The following is a 21,077-nucleotide window of genomic DNA, read 5'->3' on the forward strand; positions in this document are numbered from 1 at the left end:
CTAATCTAAACTAGATATTTCCCGCCAAATAGCGCTTATACCATTGTTTCTAGATTCACTTAAATGGTGAGCCAAACCTAGCTCTTGTAGGGTATGGTTAAAAAGCGCTTTAGCCTCTTTAGTTGGCTTGTTTAAGCAAGCGAGTACAATGACTAATAGGCCTTTTATGATGCGAGCATTGCTATCTACATAGAGCTTGTTATCGTGAAAGTGGAGCCACACCTCGCTTTCACAGCCTTCAATTTGCTTCTCTTCTATTTTCAACGAAACATCCATGGGTTTAAGTTGTTTGGCTAATAGTAATAGCTGTCGGTAGCGTTCTTCCCATGCGCCACAGTCTGAGAAACGTTGTGTTATGGCCTCTAAATCAAGTTCTATTTGTGGAGTGTTAATCATCAAATAACTCCATAATTTTGTTGATTGCGTCTAAAGCTTGGTCAATGTCTGATTGCTCACTGTAAATACCTAGCGACAAGCGAATACTGCCTTGCGGAGATAAAGTATTGCTCAATGGCATGGCGCAGTGGTGCCCGCAACGCAAGGCGACATTATATTGGTCGAATAGCGTGGCAGCGTCTTGTGGGTGAACATTTCTTAGATTAAAAGCAATGATGCCCACTCGCATCATTGGTTTGCCAACCAGTTCAACCTGTGGATGCTGCTCCAGTTTTTGCAAAGCATAGTTGAGCAGTGAGCGCTCAACACTAAGGCGCTCTTTAAGGGGGAATTGGTTCAAGAATTTGACCGCAGAAGCAAGACCAATTGCACCAATAATATTTGGAGTACCTGCTTCTAGCCGGTATGGAAGAGTATTCCAAGTGCTTTGCTCAAACGACACCTTGCTGATCATTTCCCCGCCAAACACGCTGGGCTTTATTTGCTCAAGCGCTTGCTCGGTACCGTAAAGCACGCCAATGCCGGTTGGTCCGTATAGTTTGTGTCCGGAAAACAAATAGTAGTCACAGCCTAAACGGTTTACATCAATGTCTAAGTGAGCCACTGCTTGTGCGCCATCTACTACAATTTTAGCGCCTACTTGATGAGCAATACGAGAAAGCTCTGGTATTGGTTGCATTGCGCCTATGCTGTTTGAGACATGCGTAACGGCAACTATTTTACATTTATCACTGATGTGTTGACGAAAATACCCAAGGTCTATATCACCATTCTCTAATACCGGAATGACTTTTAGCTCGGCGTTGTTACGTTTAGCAAGCTGTTGCCAAGGAACTAAATTTGAATGGTGCTCCATTTCCGATAACCAAATGTGGTCACCTTCAGCGACTAGGTGCGCTAAGCCATCGGCGAGTAGATTTACCGCTTGGGTGGTTCCGCTAGTAAAAATGATGTTTTGCGCTTTGGCTCCTATAAACTCTGCTATAGTTTTTCTTGCCAACTCAAAGGCGTTGGTCGCGTTGCGAGCAAAGCTATGGCTTGCGCGGTGTACATTTGCGTGGCCCTGGCGGTAGTATTGTTCTATCTCTGACAATACCTGTTCAGGAACTTGAGTTGACGCAGCGCTATCAAGATAAGCAATTTGTTGATTGTTACCGTTTAGCGACGGGAAAAACTGGCGATAGCGAGTATGCTTAAGTGAAGTCACATTGATTCTTTATTTGGCAACTAAAACCGATATTGTAGCCTTAGGCGCTTAGCTAAACTAGCTTATATCGGTGTTCTCTTCGATTTAACATTAGGAGTTAAGGGTAAGATGCAACAGCCTCCCGTTTCGCAGGCATGGAAAAGTGTTTTTTTAGGTTTCCCCCTTCCTAGTCAAGAGCGGCAATTTAGTAATTTTCAATGGCAGCAACAACGGCGGTTTCTCGCTTGGGTACAGCTTGTTTATTGTGGCTGCATATTAGGTTTTTTACTTTTCACTGGTTTATTGCTCGAAGGGTGGCAGCAAGCTAATTGGCAAGCGTCTTTGGGCTTGGCGTGCTGGCTACTTTCACAGTTGATACTGACTTGGTGTAGCTTACAGATTGTAAAAGCGCGGGTCGCGCATTGTTTGTTTGCGGTACTGACACTGCAGCATTTTGTGTTAATGGCTGTATTAATGAGTTCGGAAATTTTGCTTAGCATCAGTGCGCCTAGTTGGTTAGTGTTTAGCCTGCCAGTATTACTGATGTTGTTTTACATGCCATTTTTCTTAGCATTGCTCGTGTTACTAGTCGCTAGCTCATATTCCTTTGTTGCAGCGAATTCATTGCATATAGAGACTCAAAGCGACTGGTTTAACAGTGAGCTGGTAAATACTTCACTCATTTACGCTTTGCTGGCCTTGCTTATTGGTTTGTCACATAACTTAAGGCGCTTTCGCTATACCTACGAACAAGGCATTGATTTATGTAACGACAAAGCAGAAGTGTCCACGGGAGCTTCAAGCTTAGAGCACTCCTCGAGCGATACTGATGAGTTAACGGGCTATGCTAATTTTGTACGGTTTAGGCAGTTTTCTGAAATAGAAATTGAACGTAGCTCCCGTTATCAAAATGCCTATTCGATACTTTTGATTAACGTCAACCATTTCAGCGTGTATCGTGATAAGTTAGGCAGTGATGACGCTAATCAGTTGCTGGTGAAACTTGCCAATTTTTTACAGTCTAAAATTCGTAAAGTTGACCTGCTAGCTCGTTGCGATAATGACCAATTTGTTATTGGTTTACCTGAGTCGAGCCTCTATCAAGCGCTAGATACCGCCGAGCGGATCCACGATGCGCTGAATAGTGAATTTTGGGAAATATTCCCTGATGATTTAGATTTAGGATCGCGCTTAGGTGTTGCTTGTATAGACGGTACAACAAACACCATTGACCAGTTAATGGCCAAAGCTGAAAATGCAATGAACAATCATCGAAGTGCAAGTGCGCTAAGCTACGGGCGTTAGCACTAATTTCAAAAAACAATCGTTAAACAAAATCAGCATTCGCCTAAGGAGTGGGAATTGATGCGTATATTGTTGTCCTTACTATTGTTGTTATTCTCTTCCGCCAGTTATGCCTCTGAAGGACTCAACTTAGTGAACTCTTGGGTGGGTTATACCGCCTTGGTTATTTTTGCTTTTGCCTATCTACTAGTTATGAGCGAAGAAGTGATTCATTTAAGAAAATCTAAACCAGTACTAGTGGCCGCCGGCTTAATTTGGTTTTTGATTGCCATTTATTACCGGGGGTCTGGCCAAGAAGAGCTGGTCACCGCGGCCTTCAGGCATAATCTTCTCGAATTCTCTGAGTTAATGCTGTTCTTGCTGGTGGCGATGACCTACATCAATGCCATGGAAGAGCGCCGTTTGTTTGATGCCTTGCGGGCTTGGCTTGTGAGTAAAAAGCTCAGCTATAGAAAATTGTTCTGGCTTACTGGTTGCCTCGCGTTTGTGATTTCTCCAGTCGCCGATAACCTCACTACAGCCCTGTTAATGTGTGCAGTTGTCACCAAGGTGGCTCACGGCAACAGCCGCTTTATTAACTTGGCTTGTATTAACATTGTGGTAGGTGCTAATGCCGGCGGGGCCTTTAGTCCGTTTGGTGATATCACTACCTTAATGGTTTGGCAAAAAGGTTTAGTCACTTTTGGTCAGTTCTTCGATTTGCTGGTTCCGTCTTTTGTTAACTTTGTAGTGCCTGCTTTCATTATGTCGTTTTTTGTTTCTGCAGAAAGAGTAGAGGCTGAAAACGAAACGGTTGAGTTAAAACGTGGTGCACGCCGTATTGTGGGTTTATTCCTAGTTACTATTGCTACCGCTGTTATGGGGCACAGTTTGTTCCATATGCCGCCAGTGATGGGCATGATGATGGGCTTAGGTTATTTGCAGTTCTTTGGTTATTTCCTACGTACAACATTGGCTAGCAGCTTACACAAAAAAGCAGTAAACGCGATTTCTCACCGCGATGATGCTCGTTTAAAAGCCCTGGGTAGTGTGGTGCCTTTTGATATCTTTAACCGGGTTGCGCGTGCCGAATGGGACACGTTGCTGTTCTTTTATGGTGTTGTTATTTGTGTGGGAGGCTTAGGTTTTATTGGTTATTTAGAAATGGCTTCTAATATGATGTACCTGAACTGGGACCCTACCTACGCCAATATTGCGGTAGGGGTATTAAGTGCCATTGTTGATAACATTCCAGTGATGTTTGCAGTGTTGACTATGGAGCCTAGCATGTCTTTAGGCCAGTGGTTGCTAGTGACCTTAACGGCTGGTGTTGGCGGCAGTATGCTATCTATTGGTTCTGCAGCGGGTGTGGCATTAATGGGGCAAGCTCGTGGTCACTATACCTTTATTAGCCACTTACGTTGGGCACCGGTAATTGCAATTGGTTATGCAGCTTCTATTGTGTGTCATTTAGCCATTAACAAAGCCTTGTTTTAATCGTGGCGTATAATGACCATGTTTAGTTGAAGTAAAAGCCACCCTAGGGTGGCTTTTTTATTGGCTGAATCACAATGCAACTATTCGGGCTTAGGGCAACGAGCTAGCTCTTGTATGCTGCCGTTATCATCCACTTGTTCTAGTATCACATCAAAGCCCCATAAGCGGTGGAGGTGTTTTATTACCTCTTCTTTGCTTTTACCTAGGGGAATGTTTTGGTGGGGAACATAACGAAGTGTTAATGAACGGTCACCTCGCAAATTAACATTGTGTACCTGAATATTGGGCTCAATGTTACTTAGGTTGTATTGCGCGCTTAATGCCTCTCTTACTTGTTGATAGCCATGGTCATCATGAATCGCCTTCACTTTAAGGTAAGGTTTACTTTCGTTGTCATCAAGCGTAAAGAGCTTTAAATCGCGAATGACTTTAGGGGATAGAAACTGACTAATAAAGCTTTCATCCTTAAAGTTTTGCATGGCGAAATGTAAGGTTTTTAACCAATCACTACCGGCAATATCAGGAAACCATTGTCGGTCTTCATCGGTCGGGTTTTCACAAATACGACGAATATCAGTCATCATGGCAAACCCTAGTGCGTAAGGGTTGATGCCATTAAAGTATGGGCTGTTATAAGCAGGCTGCATCACCACGCTGGTATGGCTATGCAAAATCTCCAGAATAAAACGCTCGCTGACTTGTCCATGGTCGAACATATGGTTAGTAATGGTGTAATGCCAAAAGGTGGCCCAGCCTTCATTCATGACTTGAGTTTGTTTCTGCGGATAAAAGTATTGGCTAATTTTACGCACAATACGTACTACTTCGCGTTGCCATGTCTCAAGCAAAGGAGCGTGTTTTTCGATGAAATAAAGAATGTTTTCCTCGGGCGATGCAGGAAAGCGTTCGCGCTGTTCTACATCTGGGTTTTCTTTAGTGGGAATGGTTTTCCATAGCTCGTTAATTTGGCTTTGTAGGTACTCAGCTCGCGAATCTTGTCGGGATTTTTCTTCTTCCATAGAAATAGGGGAAGGGCGCTTGTAGCGATCTACACCGTAATTCATTAAGGCATGGCAAGAATCGAGCAGATCTTCAACCGCTTGCACACCGTGGCGAGCCTCGCACTTGCTGATGTAGTTTTTAGCAAATACTAGGTAATCAATAATTGAACTGGCATCAGTCCATGTTTTAAATAAGTAGTTATTTTTAAAGAAACTGTTGTGGCCGAAACAAGCGTGGGCAATCACCAATGCCTGCATCGGCATGGTGTTCTCTTCCATTAAATAGGCAATACATGGGTCTGAGTTAATCACGATTTCGTAGGCCAGCCCCATTTGACCGCGTTTATAGGTTTGCTCAGTTTGAATAAACTTTTTGCCGTAGGACCAGTGATGATAACCAATTGGCATACCTACACTGGAGTAAGCATCCATCATTTGCTCTGCAGTTATCACCTCAATTTGGTTGGGGTAGGTATCTAACTGGTAATGCTGAGCTACCTTTTCAATTTCTTGGTGGTATAGCTCTAACATCTCAAAGGTCCAGTCTGGTCCATCGGGCAACATTTTGGTTTTGCTCATGTGGGCCTCACGCAGTGGTTTTTTTGAAGAGGTCTCTAAAGGTCGGCAGAATTTCTTCAGCATTTTTCACATGACGAATAGAGAAGTTGGGGAAAATTTCACTGAGTTGTTCGTATTCGTGCCATAAGCTTTGGTGCGCTCGGCTGGTGATTTCTATATAGGCGTAGTGACGGCTTAGCGGAAGTAAGGTTTTTTCTAACAAGGCACGACATTTTGGGGAGTCGTCAGCCCAATTATCGCCGTCTGACGCTTGCGCGGCATAAATATTCCATTGGTTTTTGGGGTAACGCTCTTCAATGATTTTATCCATTAAGTTGAGCGCACTGGATACAATGGTTCCGCCCGTTTCTTGGGAATAGAAGAATTCGTGTTCGTCTACTTCTTTAGCTTGAGTGTGGTGGCGAATGAATACAACGTCGATTTTTTCGTAGCTGCGGGTTAAGAACAAATACAGTAATAAATAGAAACGCTTGGCGATATCTTTAGTCGCTTGGTCCATAGAGCCTGATACATCCATTAAGCAAAACATGACCGCTTGGCTGCTAGGCACAGGATGTTTGGCAAAGTTATTAAACTTCAAATCAAAGGTATCTATAAAAGGGATATTCTTGAGTTTTCTTTTTAGCTCAGTTATTTCGGCTTTTATCGCTTCAATTTCGCTGTGAGGAACGTGTGAGTCCTGCTTATTTTCTTCAAGCTGAGTCTCTAATGCCCGTAAACGCTTGCGTTTATCTCCACCCATGGCCATACGCCGCGCTAAAGAGTTTTGCAAAGAACGCACAATATTAATGTTGGCTGGCACCCCATCGTTAGTAAAACCAGCACGCGCAGTACGGTATTCAACGATACTGTCTACGTCGGTTTCCTGCAGGTTAGGTAGTTCCAAATCGTCAAACAGAATGTCTAGATATTCATCTTTTGAAATGTTGAATTGAAATTCTTCAGACCCTTCGCCTTGGTCACTGGCATCGCCATCACCAGGGCCTCCGCCGCCTTCTCCTTGAGGCGGACGTTCTATTTTGTCGCCGGTACCAAATTGGTCATTGCCGGGTAGGGTACGCTGGCGATGGCCACCTTCGCCCTGATGAAAAAACGGCTCGGTAATATCTTTATGCGGAATGCTAATGCTTTCGCTGTTTTCCAAATCTTGAATACTACGCTGATTAACCGCGTCGTTTACGGCGCGTTTGATTTGGCTTTTATAGCGGCGAATAAAGCGCTGGCGGTTAACCGCGCTTTTATTCTTACCGTTTAAACGTCGATCGATAAAATGAGCCATAGGCGCCCTCCAACAAATCTATGAAGATTTACGAACGCGTAAATACCATTCCGATAACAAGCGAACTTGTTTACGGGTGTAGCCTTTTTCCATCATTCGAGACACAAAATCATCGTGTTTTTGCTGGTCGTCGGCTGAGGTTTTAGTATTGAATGAAATAACAGGTAATAGGTCTTCAGTATTTGAGAACATCTTTTTCTCAATCACTGTGCGAAGTTTCTCGTAACTGCTCCAGTTTGGGTTTTCTCCATCGTTTCCGGCGCGAGCGCGAAGCACAAAGTTTACAATTTCGTTACGGAAATCTTTGGGGTTACTGATACCTGCCGGCTTCTCTATTTTTTCCAGCTCAGCATTTAAGGCTGCACGGTCAAATAGTTGACCTGTGTCTGGGTCTCGATACTCTTGATCTTGAATCCAAAAATCAGCGTAGATTACGTAACGATCGAAGATGTTCTGCCCATATTCGGAGTAAGATTCTAAATATGCGGTTTGAATTTCTTTGCCTATAAAGTCTACATACTTAGGAATTAAGTAGCCTTTTAGGTGCTCTAAGTAGCGGTCTGATACTTCTTGGCTGTACTGCTCGCGTTCAATTTGTTGCTCTAATACATAGAAGAGATGCACCGCATTGGCGGCGACTTCGGTGGTATCAAAGTTAAACACTCGAGATAAAATTTTGAAAGCAAAACGAGTAGACAAGCCTTCCATGCCCTCGTTTACCCCGGCAAAGTCTCGGTATTCTTGATAAGACTTCGCTTTAGGATCGGTATCTTTTAAGGTTTCACCGTCGTAAACCCGCATCTTAGAGTAGATACTTGAGTTTTCAGGATCTTTGAGTCGAGATAACACTGAGAATTGAGCGAGAAGTTCTAAGGTGCTAGGCGCACATTTTGCTGTGTTTAGTTCGCTATTATCTAGCAGTTTCTGATAGATGTTTATTTCTTCGCTTACTCGTAAACAGTAGGGCACTTTTACAATGTAAACGCGGTCTAAAAAGGCTTCGTTATTTTTGTTATTTCTAAAGGTTTGCCACTCAGATTCATTAGAGTGGGCCAAAATAATACCTTCAAATGGAATGGCAGATAAACCTTCGGTGCCGTTAAAGTTACCCTCTTGAGTGGCGGTAAGTAGCGGATGTAGCACCTTAATCGGGGCTTTAAACATCTCCACGAACTCCATCAAACCTTGGTTGGCCCTACATAACGCGCCAGAATAGCTGTAGGCATCAGGGTCATTTTGAGCGAAATGCTCTAACTGGCGAATATCAACTTTACCCACTAAGGATGAGATATCTTGGTTATTTTCATCACCAGGTTCAGTTTTCGCGACAGCTATTTGATTCAGTATTGATGGGTAACACTTAACCACTTTAAACTTGGTAATGTCCCCACCATACTCTTGCAAGCGTTTAGCGGCCCAAGGCGACATAATGGTCCTGAGGTGGCGCTTACTAATACCATATTCTTTTTCGAGTATGTGGCCATCTTCATTGGCGTCGAATAGGCAAAATGGGTGGTCATTAACAGGTGAGCCTTTAATGCGGTATATAGGTACTAGCTGCATTAACGCTTTAAGTTTTTCGGCTAAAGATGATTTACCTCCACCCACAGGCCCAAGTAAATACAATATCTGCTTACGTTCTTCTAGGCCTTGAGAGGAGTGCTTTAAGTAAGACACAATCTGCTCGATACTGTCTTCCATGCCATAAAACTCTTTAAAGGCTGGGTAGCGGGCAATAACACGGTTGGAAAATAGTCGGCTTAAGCGTGGGTCTTTAGAAGTATCGACCATTTCTGGTTCGCCAATGGCCAACAACAAGCGTTCGGCGGCACTGGCATAAGTGCTAGGTTGTTCTTTACAAAGTGTTAAAAATTGATCGAGAGATAACTCTTCTTCTTGAGCTTGCTCATAACGCTGTTGATAGTGGTCAAAAATACTCATGGCCTAGGCCTCCTAAAACAAGCTATCTCTATAAAAGATAGAATTTGGAAACAAAAGATTTCATGAAGCGCTAAAATAAGCTTATACCATGGTCAAAATAAATTTATAAAAAATAAGCATTTTTTTGCAAAGTTAAAGTCATCAATTGTTGCCACGCTGTCAGATAAAACCAGATTGTTCAAAACTCGCCGTATTCAAAATTTTTTTCTAAAAAGCATGAGTTGTTGTTAAGTAAAGTACGTTTGAAACCTTAAAAGAGATCGAAAAATGGTTCGTTTCTTCAGCATGTTAGCTTGTTCACATAAAGTTAATGAATTGTAAAATTTAAGGTTGACCTTCCAAATTAACATGCTAATTTAGATTGGTAGCTTGAACCTTCTAGCTTTGGTCGGCGAGCACTACATCGAGGGGAGTAGTGTTGAAGGTTTCCAAAAAGCACGTTTCCATTGGCTCTTGCTTTGCAAGAGCTCTTTTTTTGTCTTTTCCTATGTGTCCTACGTTTGTATCCGCTTGAATTATCCTCGTTAGACTAAAGGATAGCTTTTTAACTCTTGGTCTTTACTCTTTGTATTTCATGTTGTTACAGCTTCAATTAAATTAAGAGCTGGGTTTATCACTATTGAGTCACTCATCTATACCAAAGTCTAAGTTTCAAGCACTTAATAAACACCTAAGTTGATATGTAACAATTATTTAACCTTTGGGTTTTTGTGACAGATTTGTTCAGTGGGCAACTAGCACTATCTTTTAAAAAAGTAGCGCTGCATTAAATGGATATTCAAACTTGGACATCGATATTTATCGCTTCTAGCTTTACCCTGTATATGATTATTGCGGTATGGGCTAAGGCCAAGACTACCCACGATTTTTATCTCGCCAATGCACAAATTCATCCTCTTACAAATGGCCTCGCTAGTGCTGCTAATTGGATGTCGGCTGCTTCTTTTATTTCTTTGGCTGGACTGATTTCTTTTTTAGGCTATGACGCGGCGGTTTATCTCATGGGCTGGACCGGCGGATATGTGTTGCTAGCTTTATGTTTAGCCCCGTATTTAAAGCGCTTTGGTCAGGTAACCGTGGCAGACTTTATTGGCGAGCGCTATTACTCCCAATCGGCGCGTTTATTGGCTGTAACCTGTACGGTGTTTATTAGCTTTATCTATGTTGCAGGCCAAATGCGCGGCGTAGGCGTAGTGTTTGCTCGATTTCTTGATGTAAATGTAAACCTTGGTGTCATGTTAGGCATGGCTATAGTGTTTGTTTACGCAGTGTGGGGAGGAATGAAAGGCATCACCTATACGCAAGTGGCGCAATATTGCGTATTAATTTTTGCCTTTTTAGTGCCGGCTATTTTTACCTCGTTCGCGCTTACCGGGCAAGTATTCCCACAAATAGGCCTCGGAGCCAGTTTAAGTGGCAGTTCTGAGGTGTATTTATTAGACCGCTTAGATGGTTTGTCGCAACAGCTAGGTTTTAACTCTTTCACCAATGGCGCACGAAGTTTAGCCGATAGGTTCTTTATTACCGCTGCATTGATGATGGGAACAGCGGGCTTGCCGCACATTATTATTCGCTTTCAAACCGTTGCGAAAGTAAAAGATACCCGTTTATCGGTGGCTTACGCTTTGGTGTTTATCGCTATTTTGTATACCGCCGCACCTGCTGTGGCCGCTTTTGCCAAAGTGAATATTATTGAATCAATTAACGGCGCAAATATGCAGGGTGTTGCTGAAGAGCAAAGCCCTGCCTGGTTGCGTAATTGGCAGCAAGCCGGCTTAGTAGAGTGGAGCGACAACAACGGTGATGGACGGTTGTTTTATTCAGGCGACCAGCGAAATGAGATTGGCATTAATCCCGATATTATTGTGTTAGCTTCCCCTGAATTAGCCCAGCTACCTAACTGGGTGGTCGCCCTAGTGGCGGCCGGTGGCTTAGCAGCTGCATTGTCTACCGCTGCAGGTTTATTGCTGGTGATTTCTAGCTCCATTTCTCACGACATACTTAAGCAAACGCTGAACAAAAATTTGAGTGACCAACAAGAGCTAAAGTGGGCGCGAATAAGTGCGGTTATAGCGATTATTGCTGCCGGCTATTTTGGTGCTAATCCCCCTGCGCTTGTAGCTGAAGTTGTTGCCATTGCTTTTGGTTTGGCGGCGAGTTCGTTGTTTCCGGCAATCATCTTAGGCATTTTTGTCCGTAAAATGAGTCGACAAGCCGCTATCGCAGGCATGCTTAGTGGAATGTTATTTACGCTTGGTTACATTGTTTATTTTAAGTACCTGAATCCTACAGCCAACAACGCCGATGGCTGGCTTTGGGGAATATCACCAGAGGGTATCGGAGCTTTAGGTATGGTGATTAACTTTTCCAGCGCATTTGTGATTCAATATTTTGTTAAACCTGCCCCTAAAGCTATCCAACAACTGGTTGTCAGCTTGCGCAAACCTTAGTCTATTGGCTATGTTTTTGTGGTTTAGCCTGCTCGTTACTGTTCATTATCTGCTACAGCCAAATCGGCAAATATTGGCTTTGCTGACAAGCTAATATCGCGAAACGTCGGGTTTCTTCTTAAGCTCATTATTAACGATAACAAAACTATCGTTGCTATTTGTTAACTATTGTTTAACATCTTGCCTTTTATTGTAAAGTACTGAAATAAATCTACTAATTACATGGAAGTAATAAAATGAAGCTGATTTTTGTGCATGGTTGGAGCGTAACCAATACATCTACCTACGGGGAGTTGCCGCAGTCCTTAGTGGCTAAGGCTGGTTCGGTAGGCCTTAGCATCGATATAGACCACATCTATTTGGGTAAATACATCAGCTTTCATGATGAAGTGTCGATGGATGATATTGCTCGCGCTATGGAGCAAGCCTTAAAAGATCTTCCTGGCAATCAAGACCAGATTCAACCTTTCTCATGCATTACTCATTCTACCGGGGGGCCCGTTGTTCGAGCCTGGGTTGATAAGTATTACGGCTCTGCGGGACTCTCCACATTGCCCTTGCAACATTTAGTGATGTTAGCGCCGGCAAATCATGGTTCTACTCTGGCGGCTTTAGGTAAGCAGCGGGTAGGGCGAATTAAATCTTGGTTTGCCGGCGTTGAACCTGGTCAGCGAATACTTGATTGGCTTTGTTTGGGTAGCCAAGGGCAATGGCAACTTAATGAAAACGGTATGGCTTATGATTATGCCAATAACAACTTCTATCCTTTTGTGTTATCTGGCCAAGGAATTGATAGCAAATTCTATGATTTTTTAAATGGCTATCTGGTTGAATCAGGATCTGATGGTGTTGTAAGGGTAGCTGGCGCTAATATGAATTACCGATATCTAGCCTTGGAGCAATCAGAAGAGCTGATTAATGGGGTGGCGGGCAAAGCTTACCGCTTAAAACCCAGTGACATTGAACCAATTCGTCGACCCGCTGCCGTGCCTATTGGCGTGTTAAGTGAGTTTAGCCATTCGGGTACCAAAATGGGTATTTTGGCAAACAAAGCCAACACCGCAAACCACCATATTGTGGTAGACCAAGTACTTGCCTGTTTAACAGTAAACTCAGCTGCGGATTATTCTCAGCGAAACCAAGAGATGAAGCTACTGACTCAATCTGAACAGGCCAAAGTGCCTATCGGTAAAAAGCAGCTTATTGGTAAGTATTGCATGTTGGTGGTGAGAGTACGTGACCAAAATGGCGAGCATATTCAAAATGAAGATTATGATATTTTGCTTCTGGCAGGCAAAGGTTATAAGCCTCACCAACTGCCCGAGGGCTTTTTTGTTGATAAGCAAATGAACACCGCAACTCATAGTTTGGTGTATTACATTGATGCGGACAAAATGTCGCAAATCAAAGATAACTGCTTTGGTTTGCAAGTGATGGCAAGGCCAAACAAAGGCTTCTCTTTTTACTGCAATACACAGTTTCGCTCAGAAGGTTTAGCCATAGACGAGGTGTGTGGCGCTAATCAAACCACTTACATTGATATCACTATCCACCGAGAGGTAGATAAGAATGTGTTTAGGTTTGATAAGGCCAGTAATCCTAGCGGTAGCTTTAAAAATATAAAACCTTCAGGTGATGTTATCTCTTAAATGCACTTCGTTGCGGCGTAATGGTGAGTCGCTTACTGTTACGCCCGCCTAATATCAGGTTACCGTAAGTTACTGCCTGTTGATTCAAATTCCGGCTAAGTTGGCTCTTTATTTACGGGAGTCCTTATGCAGTTATCTCAAGAGTTTCTTAAAACTATCAGTTTTGCCATTTTACATTTTAGTGTGGCGTTCTCGGTGACCTATACCTTAACCGGAAGCGCTTTAATTGGTGGTGTGATTGCCCTTATTGAACCAGCGATAAACACAGTGGCTTTCTATTTTCATGAGAAGTTGTGGCAGCAATTTGACAAGAAGAAACTGGCGCAAATAAATTAATAAAAGTGGTGTTGGTAAACGGCTCTTATTACACCCTGTTACCCGTTTGCAGAGTTGAGTCGCTTAGCTTGCAATTGTATAGGTGAGTGGGTATCGTCGCGTAGATTCAATCAATAACGTGGTGCTATGTTTACGCGCAGTATTCAAACTTGGCTAAGTTACTTTAGTTTGCTGGCATTTTTGCTAAGCGGCTTAAGTGCGAACGCGGCAATGCTTGAAATGTCCTTTATGCCTGCGCATAGCTCTCAGCAACAACTTGAATCCTCAACCCTTTCTCATCATTCAATGGTGGACTGCCATACTAGTCTTCTCAAAGGCTTTGACAATCGGCTTGGTGATAGTTCGACATCGTACACCATACCTAATAGCACCCATTGCTGCGGTGCTGCATGTGTTGTCCCGCCTTTAACTATCACTACCGCTTTACATGTTACCGAGTTAGCCAGTACTCGCTCGGTGCTACATTTGGAGCAACAACATGCTCCCTCAATCATCACCGACTCGCTCTACCGCCCTCCGATTCTATAAGTTTTGTTGTTTTTAAACACATCACCAACGCGGTGTTGTGATTATCCCTATTGGGATCTTTAAAATCATAAATCGGAATAGATATGACAATTTTTGTAACTAGCTCAAGGCTAATTCAGGCATTGGCTAGAGGGTATAAACCCATCAACACAAAACACCTACTTGTGCTACTTGTATCGTTTAGTCTAACGGCGATAGCTGACGAACATCTATACCAAACGGTAGGAGGCTATGGTTGCTCTGCTTGCCATGGTAAGTACGCAAATGGTGCTGGCAATATGGGAGGCAATATTCGCGGGGCTAGTTTGCTACAACTCAATCAAGCTTTAGAGAATGAGCCCACTATGCAGTTGTTAGCCCCTGCGTTGAACGCGCAACAGCGCGTTTCGTTGCGCGATTATCTGCAGGCTCTAAATGAAATGACGCTGATCGAGTGGAATCTTGCCGAAGGGGCTAAGCCTAGCCAAGTTCATTTGTTGCCTAATACAATCTATCAATTGGTGATTAAAAATGACACCTTTAGCGAGCTATTGCTTGATGTGAGTCCGTTAGGTGAACCGCAAGCTTTAAAAATTGCTCCCCTCGATACCCAAGCCGTTAGCTTTGTAACGCCTAAGCAAGTCGTAACCCTAAATGCTTTAAACAATCAGCTAACCTTAACCAATAAAGAATATGAGAACTAATGATGAGATTAACTAGAAACTTCAGCCTCATGCTGGCATTGCTTTTTAGCAATGCACTATTTGCTGCAACAACTATCGAACTCTATAAATCGCCTACTTGTGGATGCTGTAAGGAATGGGCAGCGATTATGGAACAGAAAGGGTATACCGTAAACGTTCACCATCAAGGTGATTGGACACCTATTAAGAAACAGTACGCAATGCCAGCGCAGTTACAATCTTGCCACAGCGCAGTAATAGACGGGTATTTGATTGAAGGGCATGTACCAGAAGCGGATATTGCCCGTTTACTAAAAGAGCGCCCAGCTAACATAAAAGGCTTGGCTGCTCCGGGGATGCCACAACATTCACCGGGTATGGCTAAACCAGGGCAAGCATACAAAGATTTTAAGGTGATTAGTTTTTCAGAAGAGGGACTTGGCTTGTATCAACAATATTAACTTTTGGTCTCAGTGATTAGTGGTCGCTGCTAAGCGAAAAACGCTTTGCTTAGGCAAAGCGTTTTTTATCGACAGTTAAACTGCTACCACGCGAAGGTTTGAATGATGTTTTGCTTAGTCACAGGGTTGTGGGCAATGTTGTCATTCACTTTATCTAAGAAAGGCTGACGTACTCCAGGGAACATGCCTCGCATTGGCGAAATGTTATTGCCATGGTCACCCCAGTAATAGCAATTGAAGTCAGCTAAGTTTTCTAAGAGGTATTTTTCTTCTTCTAAAATTTGCAAGGGTGTCGGTAATATAAACTCACTGCGCGCTACTTCACGCTCTAGTTCAGAGCCTGGTTGAACCGCCAAGGCCATTGGCGCGATGGCATCCGGCTGAATAATGTTAAGTAAACTCGTGGTATTGATGGCGTGCTCTTTTGAGCGCTCTTTACCGCCCAAGCCAAAAATAAACGAGGCTAATACTTTAATGTTGGCTGCTCGCGCCAGTTCCATACCTTCTATTGCATGTTCGCGAGTCATCCGTTTTTGGATACGCTGCAATACAATTGGGTCGCCAGACTCTAAACCGGTATATGCCATATCCAATCCAGCAGATTTGATTTCTTTAAGCTCGGTAATACTCTTACGGCGAAAATCATTAAAACCTGAGTAAAGCGAAATATTTTCAATTTCGGGAAAGGTCGTTTTGATTTTGTCCAATATGCTAACCAGCATTTCAGTGCGAATCGCCATCACGTTACCGTCAATCAAAAAGATTGATTTTACTCGCGGGTAAATAACTCTGGCTTCTTCAATATCGATGAAAATATCGGCTAGTTCGCGCACTTTAAACCGCTTATCATCAAACATCGTGCAAAACGTACATTGGTTGTTGCTGCAACCTAAGGTTGTTTGAATCAATACGCTCTCGGCCTCCATCCACGGGCGATAAATTTTACCTTGGTAATGCATAATAGCTCCTCAGCCATGCGTCTTTTGTTAGTGGTGAGCAGTTTAACAAGCAGCATTAGTGTTGATAATGAGCGCTGCAAGGGAATCAGTTTTAAGAAAAGTTTAATAATCAATTTGCCTTGAGTGAAACCATGTTCATGAGCGTTTAGTTGCGCTATTAAAGTCTAAAACGGCAAATGAAAAGGATCGCCATCGCGATCCTTTAAGCTAACTCTCTAGTTGTAACTAGTTAATGTCTTGAACATTCATTACTAGTTGATTCCAGTTCCGTTGGTTTTCTATGTCGTGCTCAAGGCCTTGCTCGTCTGCCACGGTGAAGCGTTTAATCGCAGCAGTTTTGCTGGTGGCTTGGTATAGCCAATACGCTTCTGCTTTAAGCGCTTCGTCGATGGGTTTATCAATTGACTCATAGACGGCTTGTTTGCAGGCGTTGATAGATTCAGCGGGGAAGCTGGCAATACGTTGCGCTAGATTATCTACGTATTCGCCAATTTCATCAGGTTCTAAGGCTTTGTTGATGGTGCCATAAGCTTCGGCTTCATCTGCGGTAAAGTCACGGGCACTAAGAATGATTTCCAAGGCGCGACCTAAACCTACTTGGCGCGCCATGCGAGAAGCGCCGCCGCCACAAGGCAAAATGCCCATCCCCACTTCCATTTGCATCAGTTTGTATTTGCCACGAGCGGCAAAACGCATATCACACGCTAAGGCAAACTCATGACCACCGCCTCGGGCAAAACCTTCTAATTTAGCAATGGTTGCTTGTGGTAGTTTGCTGATCCGCTCTAATACTACTTGCAGGTCGAGAAGGGTGACTTCATCTCGCGATACAGCTTCGGTAGACATATCCTTCAATAAATTTGTGTCGTAGTGACAGACCCATATCTCTGGATTTGCCGATTGAAATACCACCACCTTTACCGTTCGGTCTCGTTCTAAGCGCAAGGCTAAGCCGTTTAAGTCGGCCAGCATTTCCTGGCCTTGTACATTCACTGTTCCAAAATCAAAGGTGACATACAAAATGCCACCTTGCTGTTCTGCGTTAAATGTTGTGTAGCCCTGGTAAGCCATAGTGTTGTTCCTTTTATCCATTTGCTTTGTGATGCTCACAACCTGCAGCGAGCACCTAGTCCAAATTCAAGGTATCAGTTGACACACTGCTCAACAATTAAGCAGATATAGAAACAGTGTTAAGCAAAATTTAAAGGTTATTTGAGTGTTTTGGTGTAGCTCTCGCAACGCATTGATTGCTTGCCTATCTACTCAGTAAGGCTCTTCAAAGGATTATTAACGAAATCTTAAAACTCATTCTTTATTAAGCTGAATTATCATTTGTGACAAAGCTGAATACACTGCCTTCATTCCAACAATGTTTAGGGTAAAGTTTATGAAAGCAATGGTTGTTCGAGAGTTTGGTGGCGCTGAAGTGTTTGAAGCAGCAGAATTAGCAAAGCCACAAGTTACAGTGGGCAATGTTGTGGTTCGTATTGCCGCTTCCAGTGTTAACACTATTGACATGATGATTCGAGAAATGGGGGAAAGCTTGCCGTTTTCTCCTCCTGCGCCAGCGGTGTTGGGAATGGATTTCGCGGGTACTATTGAAGAAGTCGGTGAAGGCGTATGCGACTTTAATGTTGGTGATGAAGTCTATGGTTGTGCCGGTGGTTTAGGTGATTTACCTGGCAGCTTAGCCCAGTACATATTGGCCGATGCTAAGTTAATCGCTCGCAAACCAAGCAACTTAAGCATGCGCGAAGCAGCTGCTATTCCGCTTGTGGGCATTACCGCATTTGAAGGTTTGACTCGCGCAGGCATTAGTCGAGGCCAGAAGGTGTTAGTACACGGTGGCGCAGGCGGTGTAGGGCATTTAGCCGTGCAGTTAGCCCGTTTCTACGGTGCTGAAGTATATGCAACTGGCGCTGCGGGCGAACAAGCTAAGCTGATAGAGAAGTTAGGCGCTACCGCGATTGATTTTGCCGCTGAGCCTGTGGCCGACTACGTTTCTCGCTATACCCAAGGTGCGGGTTTTGATGTGGTGTATGACTCAGTAGGTGGTCCTAACTTAGTAAACTCGGTGGAAGCGGCTAAGTTAAATGGTCAAATCGCCACAACCCTAACCTTTTTAGAGCTAGACCTGTCGATGATTCATATGAAGGGCTTGTCGCTACACGTAGTGTTTATGCTCATCCCAATGATTCATAACCAAGGTCGTGAAGCTCACGGTAAAATTTTAGCTGAGCTCGCTAAAATTATTGAACAAGGCGCGTTAACGCCAGTGTTAGACGAGAAGCGTTTTGCGCTAGATGACGTCAGTGATGCTCACACTTACTTAGCCAGTGGCAAAGCCATTGGTAAAGTGGTTGTAGACCTAGAGTAAACTGTACCAACGTTAATGGCTTACCCTACGGTAAGCCATTTATCTCCTCGCTAGGAAGGCTTGTTTAGACCCCTTTCGGAACACTACCATGTTAGCTGTATCACCAACATTAACCCTCATCATCAAAAAGACTCTGCCACTCAGCTTAGGCTTGTTTGCGGTAATGCTAGTGCAACTAGTGGACTCGGTATTCATTAGTCGCTTGGGCTTAAATGAATTAAGCGTTCACGGTATTACTCTGCCATTTCAAGCTGGCTTAATAGGTTTGCAAGTAGGCATTGGGGTCGCTGCAACATCGATTATCTCTCGTGCGGCAGGTGCTAAGCAACATGCTCAGGCTGGGGTTACCGCCAGTTTGGCTTTTATCTTTGGTTTGTTGTTTATTGCCCTTATTTGTTTGTTATTGATTGTGTTTACGAACAGCATCTTTGCTTCGTTTGTAGAGCGCGGGCCGGACGAAGCGCAATTTGAGTTGCTGTTAGCCATTTTCGCGGATTATTGGCCGGTGTGGTTGTTAAGCGCTAGCACGGGAGCGGCGCTTTATTTGGCTACTTGTGTCTATCGGGCCAATGGCGATACCAAAACAACCGGAGCCATGTTTGTTCTGGCGAGTGTGATTAACTTGCTCCTCGATCCCTTACTAATTTTTACTTTGGATATGGGCATTCAGGGGGCGGCGATTGCCTCTACCTTAGGTTATGGTGTCAGTACCCTTGTTATGCTGCTAAAAGCCAACAATAAAAACTGGTTTCACGCTATCCGCTTTAAGCCTGAAACGCTCAAGTATTTTACTGCTCTTATCAATATGGCTATACCGACTACTGCTAATCAGCTTTTGCCTTCAGCAGGCGCTTTTGTAGGAATGATGCTGATTGCGCGGATGGGCACAGAGGAGATCGCTTTTTGGAGTTTGCTTGCTCGCATCGAAAGCTTTTTGTTGGTATTTACCCTTGCGCTAACCATGTCTGTTCCGCCAATGATAGGGCGTTATTTAGGAAAGGCGCAGCCAGAGAAAATAGCGCAAGTGGTCAGCGCGACAGCAAAGTTTGTATTGGTATATCATCTGCTGGTGGCGGTGATTCTGGCATTGGCCTCTCAACAACTGATTCCTACCTTGAGTCAAGATATGGGGATTCAGCTTTGGCTAAGCAGCGCTTTATGGATCATCCCTTTTAGTTATGGAACCTTAGGTTTGTGCATGGTGGTAGCATCGATTTTTAACGCACTAGGTTTAGCTAAAATCGCGTTATTAGTATCACTCGCACGCTTGTTCGTACTGTATATTCCGGCCTTGCTGATAGGCATCTTAAGCGGTAGCGTATTGCACGTAGTTATCGCTGCTACAGCCGCTAACTTTTTGGCGGGGGGATTCGCGTGGTATAAGCTAAGCACCTATATTAAAAGCAATCTTTCTGGCAATACCATTGTCAATCAACGCCAAGTAAGGCTACTACCGAGCTAATGTAATGAACATAGAACACCTCAAACTGTTTGTGAGGCTAGCCTCCACCCATAATATTAGCCAAGCGGGCCAAGAATTAGATTTGTCTCCACCGGTTGCTAGTATGCATATTAGCCGTCTTGAAGAGAGTTTAGGTGCGCGATTAGTGCATAGAACGACCCGTAAGGTATCGCTTACCGAGGAAGGCGTCGCCTTTCTACCTCATGCTAAAGAGATACTGTTAAGAGTAGATGCAGGAAAAGCCTCTGTTGGCTCTGGCAGTGCTCTGCCTCAAGGCGTGCTTCGAATCGCCGCGCCGTCTTCTTTTGGGCGAATGCATATCATTCCTGCCTTAAAAGAGTTTTTGGCGTTGTACCCAGATTTGTCGGTGGATATTTCTTTAAGCGACAGTATTTTTGATTTAGTTGAAGGAGGTTTCGATGTATCTATTCGTAACGCCACATTGCATGACTCAAGCCTGATTGCGCGAAAACTGGCGGCGGATAAACGTATTATTTGTGCATCTCCTGAGTATTTAGCAAAACACGGCAAACCGGAAAATCCTGAGCAGTTAGTAAATCATCAATGTATAAAGCAAGCAGGTTTAGCCCATTGGAATTTTGCTACCACTAATGGTCCTTTTAACTTTAAGGTAAAAGGGCATATCCGCGTTGATAATGGAGAGGCCGTTCGCGATCTTTGTGCTGATGGAATGGGCTTGGCGAAGTGCGCAACTTGGATTGCTTATGAGCAGCTTAAGTCGGGTCAACTGGTGCAAGTATTGGAGGATTATCCGCTACTCGATAACGCCGCTATTTGGGCTGTTTACCCCAGCGCGACCTTGCTTGCACCTAAAGTAAGAGTGTTTATTGACTATTTTTTGCAATGCTTTGGCAGTCCGCCTTATTGGTGCGAAGATACTCAAGCAAGAGATACCCTGCCTGCAGACGCATAACTAAAAAGTGGCCATCCTCATTTCATGGACTCTATGTTCTCAGTAAAGGGCTAGGTAAGAGACTTTTTTCACACCTTAATAAGTGCTTTTAGATAA

At 43.7% G+C, this 21,077-nt stretch carries 18 protein-coding genes; 11 read left to right on the forward strand and 7 right to left on the reverse strand.

Annotation, left to right across the window (positions count from 1 at the left end; all coding sequences use genetic code 11):
* Positions 1–396, reverse strand: coding sequence for a SufE family protein (locus Q4592_RS00200; protein WP_303508293.1), 396 nt, complete (start codon positions 394–396; stop codon positions 1–3).
* The gene (locus Q4592_RS00205) at positions 389–1,603 is read right to left on the reverse strand and encodes an aminotransferase class V-fold PLP-dependent enzyme (protein WP_303508296.1); all 1,215 of its coding nucleotides are present in this window, start codon (positions 1,601–1,603) and stop codon (positions 389–391) included. Before Q4592_RS00205 ends, Q4592_RS00200 begins: the two co-directional genes overlap by 8 nt.
* Before the next feature lie 108 nt (positions 1,604–1,711).
* Here Q4592_RS00205 and Q4592_RS00210 point away from each other — a divergent pair, with 108 nt between their 5' ends.
* Both Q4592_RS00210 and nhaD read left to right on the forward strand, forming a co-directional pair.
* Positions 1,712–2,887, forward strand: coding sequence for a GGDEF domain-containing protein (locus tag Q4592_RS00210; RefSeq protein WP_303508299.1), 1,176 nt, complete (start codon positions 1,712–1,714; stop codon positions 2,885–2,887).
* 60 nt (positions 2,888–2,947) lie between these two features.
* Positions 2,948–4,363 carry a sodium:proton antiporter NhaD gene (nhaD, locus tag Q4592_RS00215; protein WP_137673075.1) on the forward strand — a complete coding sequence of 472 codons (1,416 nt, stop codon included), beginning with the start codon at positions 2,948–2,950 and terminating at the stop codon, positions 4,361–4,363.
* An 80-nt stretch (positions 4,364–4,443) separates the two neighbouring features.
* Here the strand turns inward: nhaD and Q4592_RS00220 are convergent, their stop codons facing one another.
* Genes Q4592_RS00220 through Q4592_RS00230 form a run of 3 tightly spaced genes read right to left on the reverse strand, consistent with a single transcriptional unit; the run spans position 4,444 to position 9,163 of the window.
* A complete protein-coding gene (locus Q4592_RS00220; protein ID WP_137673074.1) occupies positions 4,444–5,943 on the reverse strand; it encodes a SpoVR family protein in 1,500 nt (499 codons plus the stop codon).
* A gap of 7 nt (positions 5,944–5,950) precedes the next feature.
* Positions 5,951–7,222: a YeaH/YhbH family protein gene (locus Q4592_RS00225; RefSeq protein ID WP_303508304.1), complete on the reverse strand. Its 1,272-nt coding sequence runs from the start codon at positions 7,220–7,222 to the stop codon at positions 5,951–5,953.
* A gap of 18 nt (positions 7,223–7,240) precedes the next feature.
* On the reverse strand, positions 7,241–9,163 hold the full coding sequence (locus Q4592_RS00230) for a PrkA family serine protein kinase (protein ID WP_303508307.1): 1,923 nt from the start codon (positions 9,161–9,163) through the stop codon (positions 7,241–7,243).
* A gap of 770 nt (positions 9,164–9,933) precedes the next feature.
* On the opposite strand from Q4592_RS00230, the gene Q4592_RS00235 reads away from it, so the two are divergent.
* From Q4592_RS00235 to Q4592_RS00260, 6 genes are all read left to right on the forward strand, one after another.
* The gene (locus tag Q4592_RS00235) at positions 9,934–11,613 is read left to right on the forward strand and encodes a sodium:solute symporter family protein (protein ID WP_303508309.1); all 1,680 of its coding nucleotides are present in this window, start codon (positions 9,934–9,936) and stop codon (positions 11,611–11,613) included.
* A 236-nt stretch (positions 11,614–11,849) separates the two neighbouring features.
* Positions 11,850–13,262, forward strand: a complete 1,413-nt coding sequence (locus Q4592_RS00240) for a triacylglycerol lipase (RefSeq protein ID WP_303508311.1) — start codon at positions 11,850–11,852, stop codon at positions 13,260–13,262.
* Between the two features lie 126 nt (positions 13,263–13,388).
* A complete protein-coding gene (locus Q4592_RS00245) occupies positions 13,389–13,598 on the forward strand; it encodes a DUF2061 domain-containing protein (RefSeq protein WP_303508314.1) in 210 nt (69 codons plus the stop codon).
* 126 nt (positions 13,599–13,724) lie between these two features.
* Entirely contained in the window at positions 13,725–14,126 is a 402-nt protein-coding gene (locus Q4592_RS00250; protein WP_303508316.1) for a hypothetical protein, read from the forward strand.
* Positions 14,127–14,209: 83 nt separating this feature from the next.
* Positions 14,210–14,809: a hypothetical protein gene (locus Q4592_RS00255; RefSeq protein ID WP_303508319.1), complete on the forward strand. Its 600-nt coding sequence runs from the start codon at positions 14,210–14,212 to the stop codon at positions 14,807–14,809.
* Positions 14,809–15,249 carry a DUF411 domain-containing protein gene (locus Q4592_RS00260; RefSeq protein WP_303508321.1) on the forward strand — a complete coding sequence of 147 codons (441 nt, stop codon included), beginning with the start codon at positions 14,809–14,811 and terminating at the stop codon, positions 15,247–15,249. Before Q4592_RS00255 ends, Q4592_RS00260 begins: the two co-directional genes overlap by 1 nt.
* A gap of 83 nt (positions 15,250–15,332) precedes the next feature.
* Here the strand turns inward: Q4592_RS00260 and Q4592_RS00265 are convergent, their stop codons facing one another.
* A complete protein-coding gene (locus Q4592_RS00265) occupies positions 15,333–16,208 on the reverse strand; it encodes a radical SAM protein (protein WP_303508324.1) in 876 nt (291 codons plus the stop codon).
* A gap of 225 nt (positions 16,209–16,433) precedes the next feature.
* A complete protein-coding gene (locus Q4592_RS00270) occupies positions 16,434–17,279 on the reverse strand; it encodes an enoyl-CoA hydratase/isomerase family protein (protein WP_303508327.1) in 846 nt (281 codons plus the stop codon).
* Between the two features lie 316 nt (positions 17,280–17,595).
* Here Q4592_RS00270 and Q4592_RS00275 point away from each other — a divergent pair, with 316 nt between their 5' ends.
* The 3 genes from Q4592_RS00275 (at position 17,596) to Q4592_RS00285 (ending at position 20,981) form a co-directional block, all read left to right on the forward strand.
* On the forward strand, positions 17,596–18,585 hold the full coding sequence (locus Q4592_RS00275; RefSeq protein ID WP_303508329.1) for a zinc-dependent alcohol dehydrogenase family protein: 990 nt from the start codon (positions 17,596–17,598) through the stop codon (positions 18,583–18,585).
* Positions 18,586–18,673: 88 nt separating this feature from the next.
* On the forward strand, positions 18,674–20,047 hold the full coding sequence (locus tag Q4592_RS00280; protein ID WP_303508332.1) for an MATE family efflux transporter: 1,374 nt from the start codon (positions 18,674–18,676) through the stop codon (positions 20,045–20,047).
* Positions 20,048–20,051: 4 nt separating this feature from the next.
* Entirely contained in the window at positions 20,052–20,981 is a 930-nt protein-coding gene (locus Q4592_RS00285; RefSeq protein ID WP_303508335.1) for a LysR family transcriptional regulator, read from the forward strand.
* The last annotated feature ends 96 nt before the right edge of the window (positions 20,982–21,077 follow it).

It is taken from the genome of Agarivorans sp. 1_MG-2023, from assembly GCF_030548385.1.
In the GTDB taxonomy this organism is placed as follows: domain Bacteria; phylum Pseudomonadota; class Gammaproteobacteria; order Enterobacterales; family Celerinatantimonadaceae; genus Agarivorans.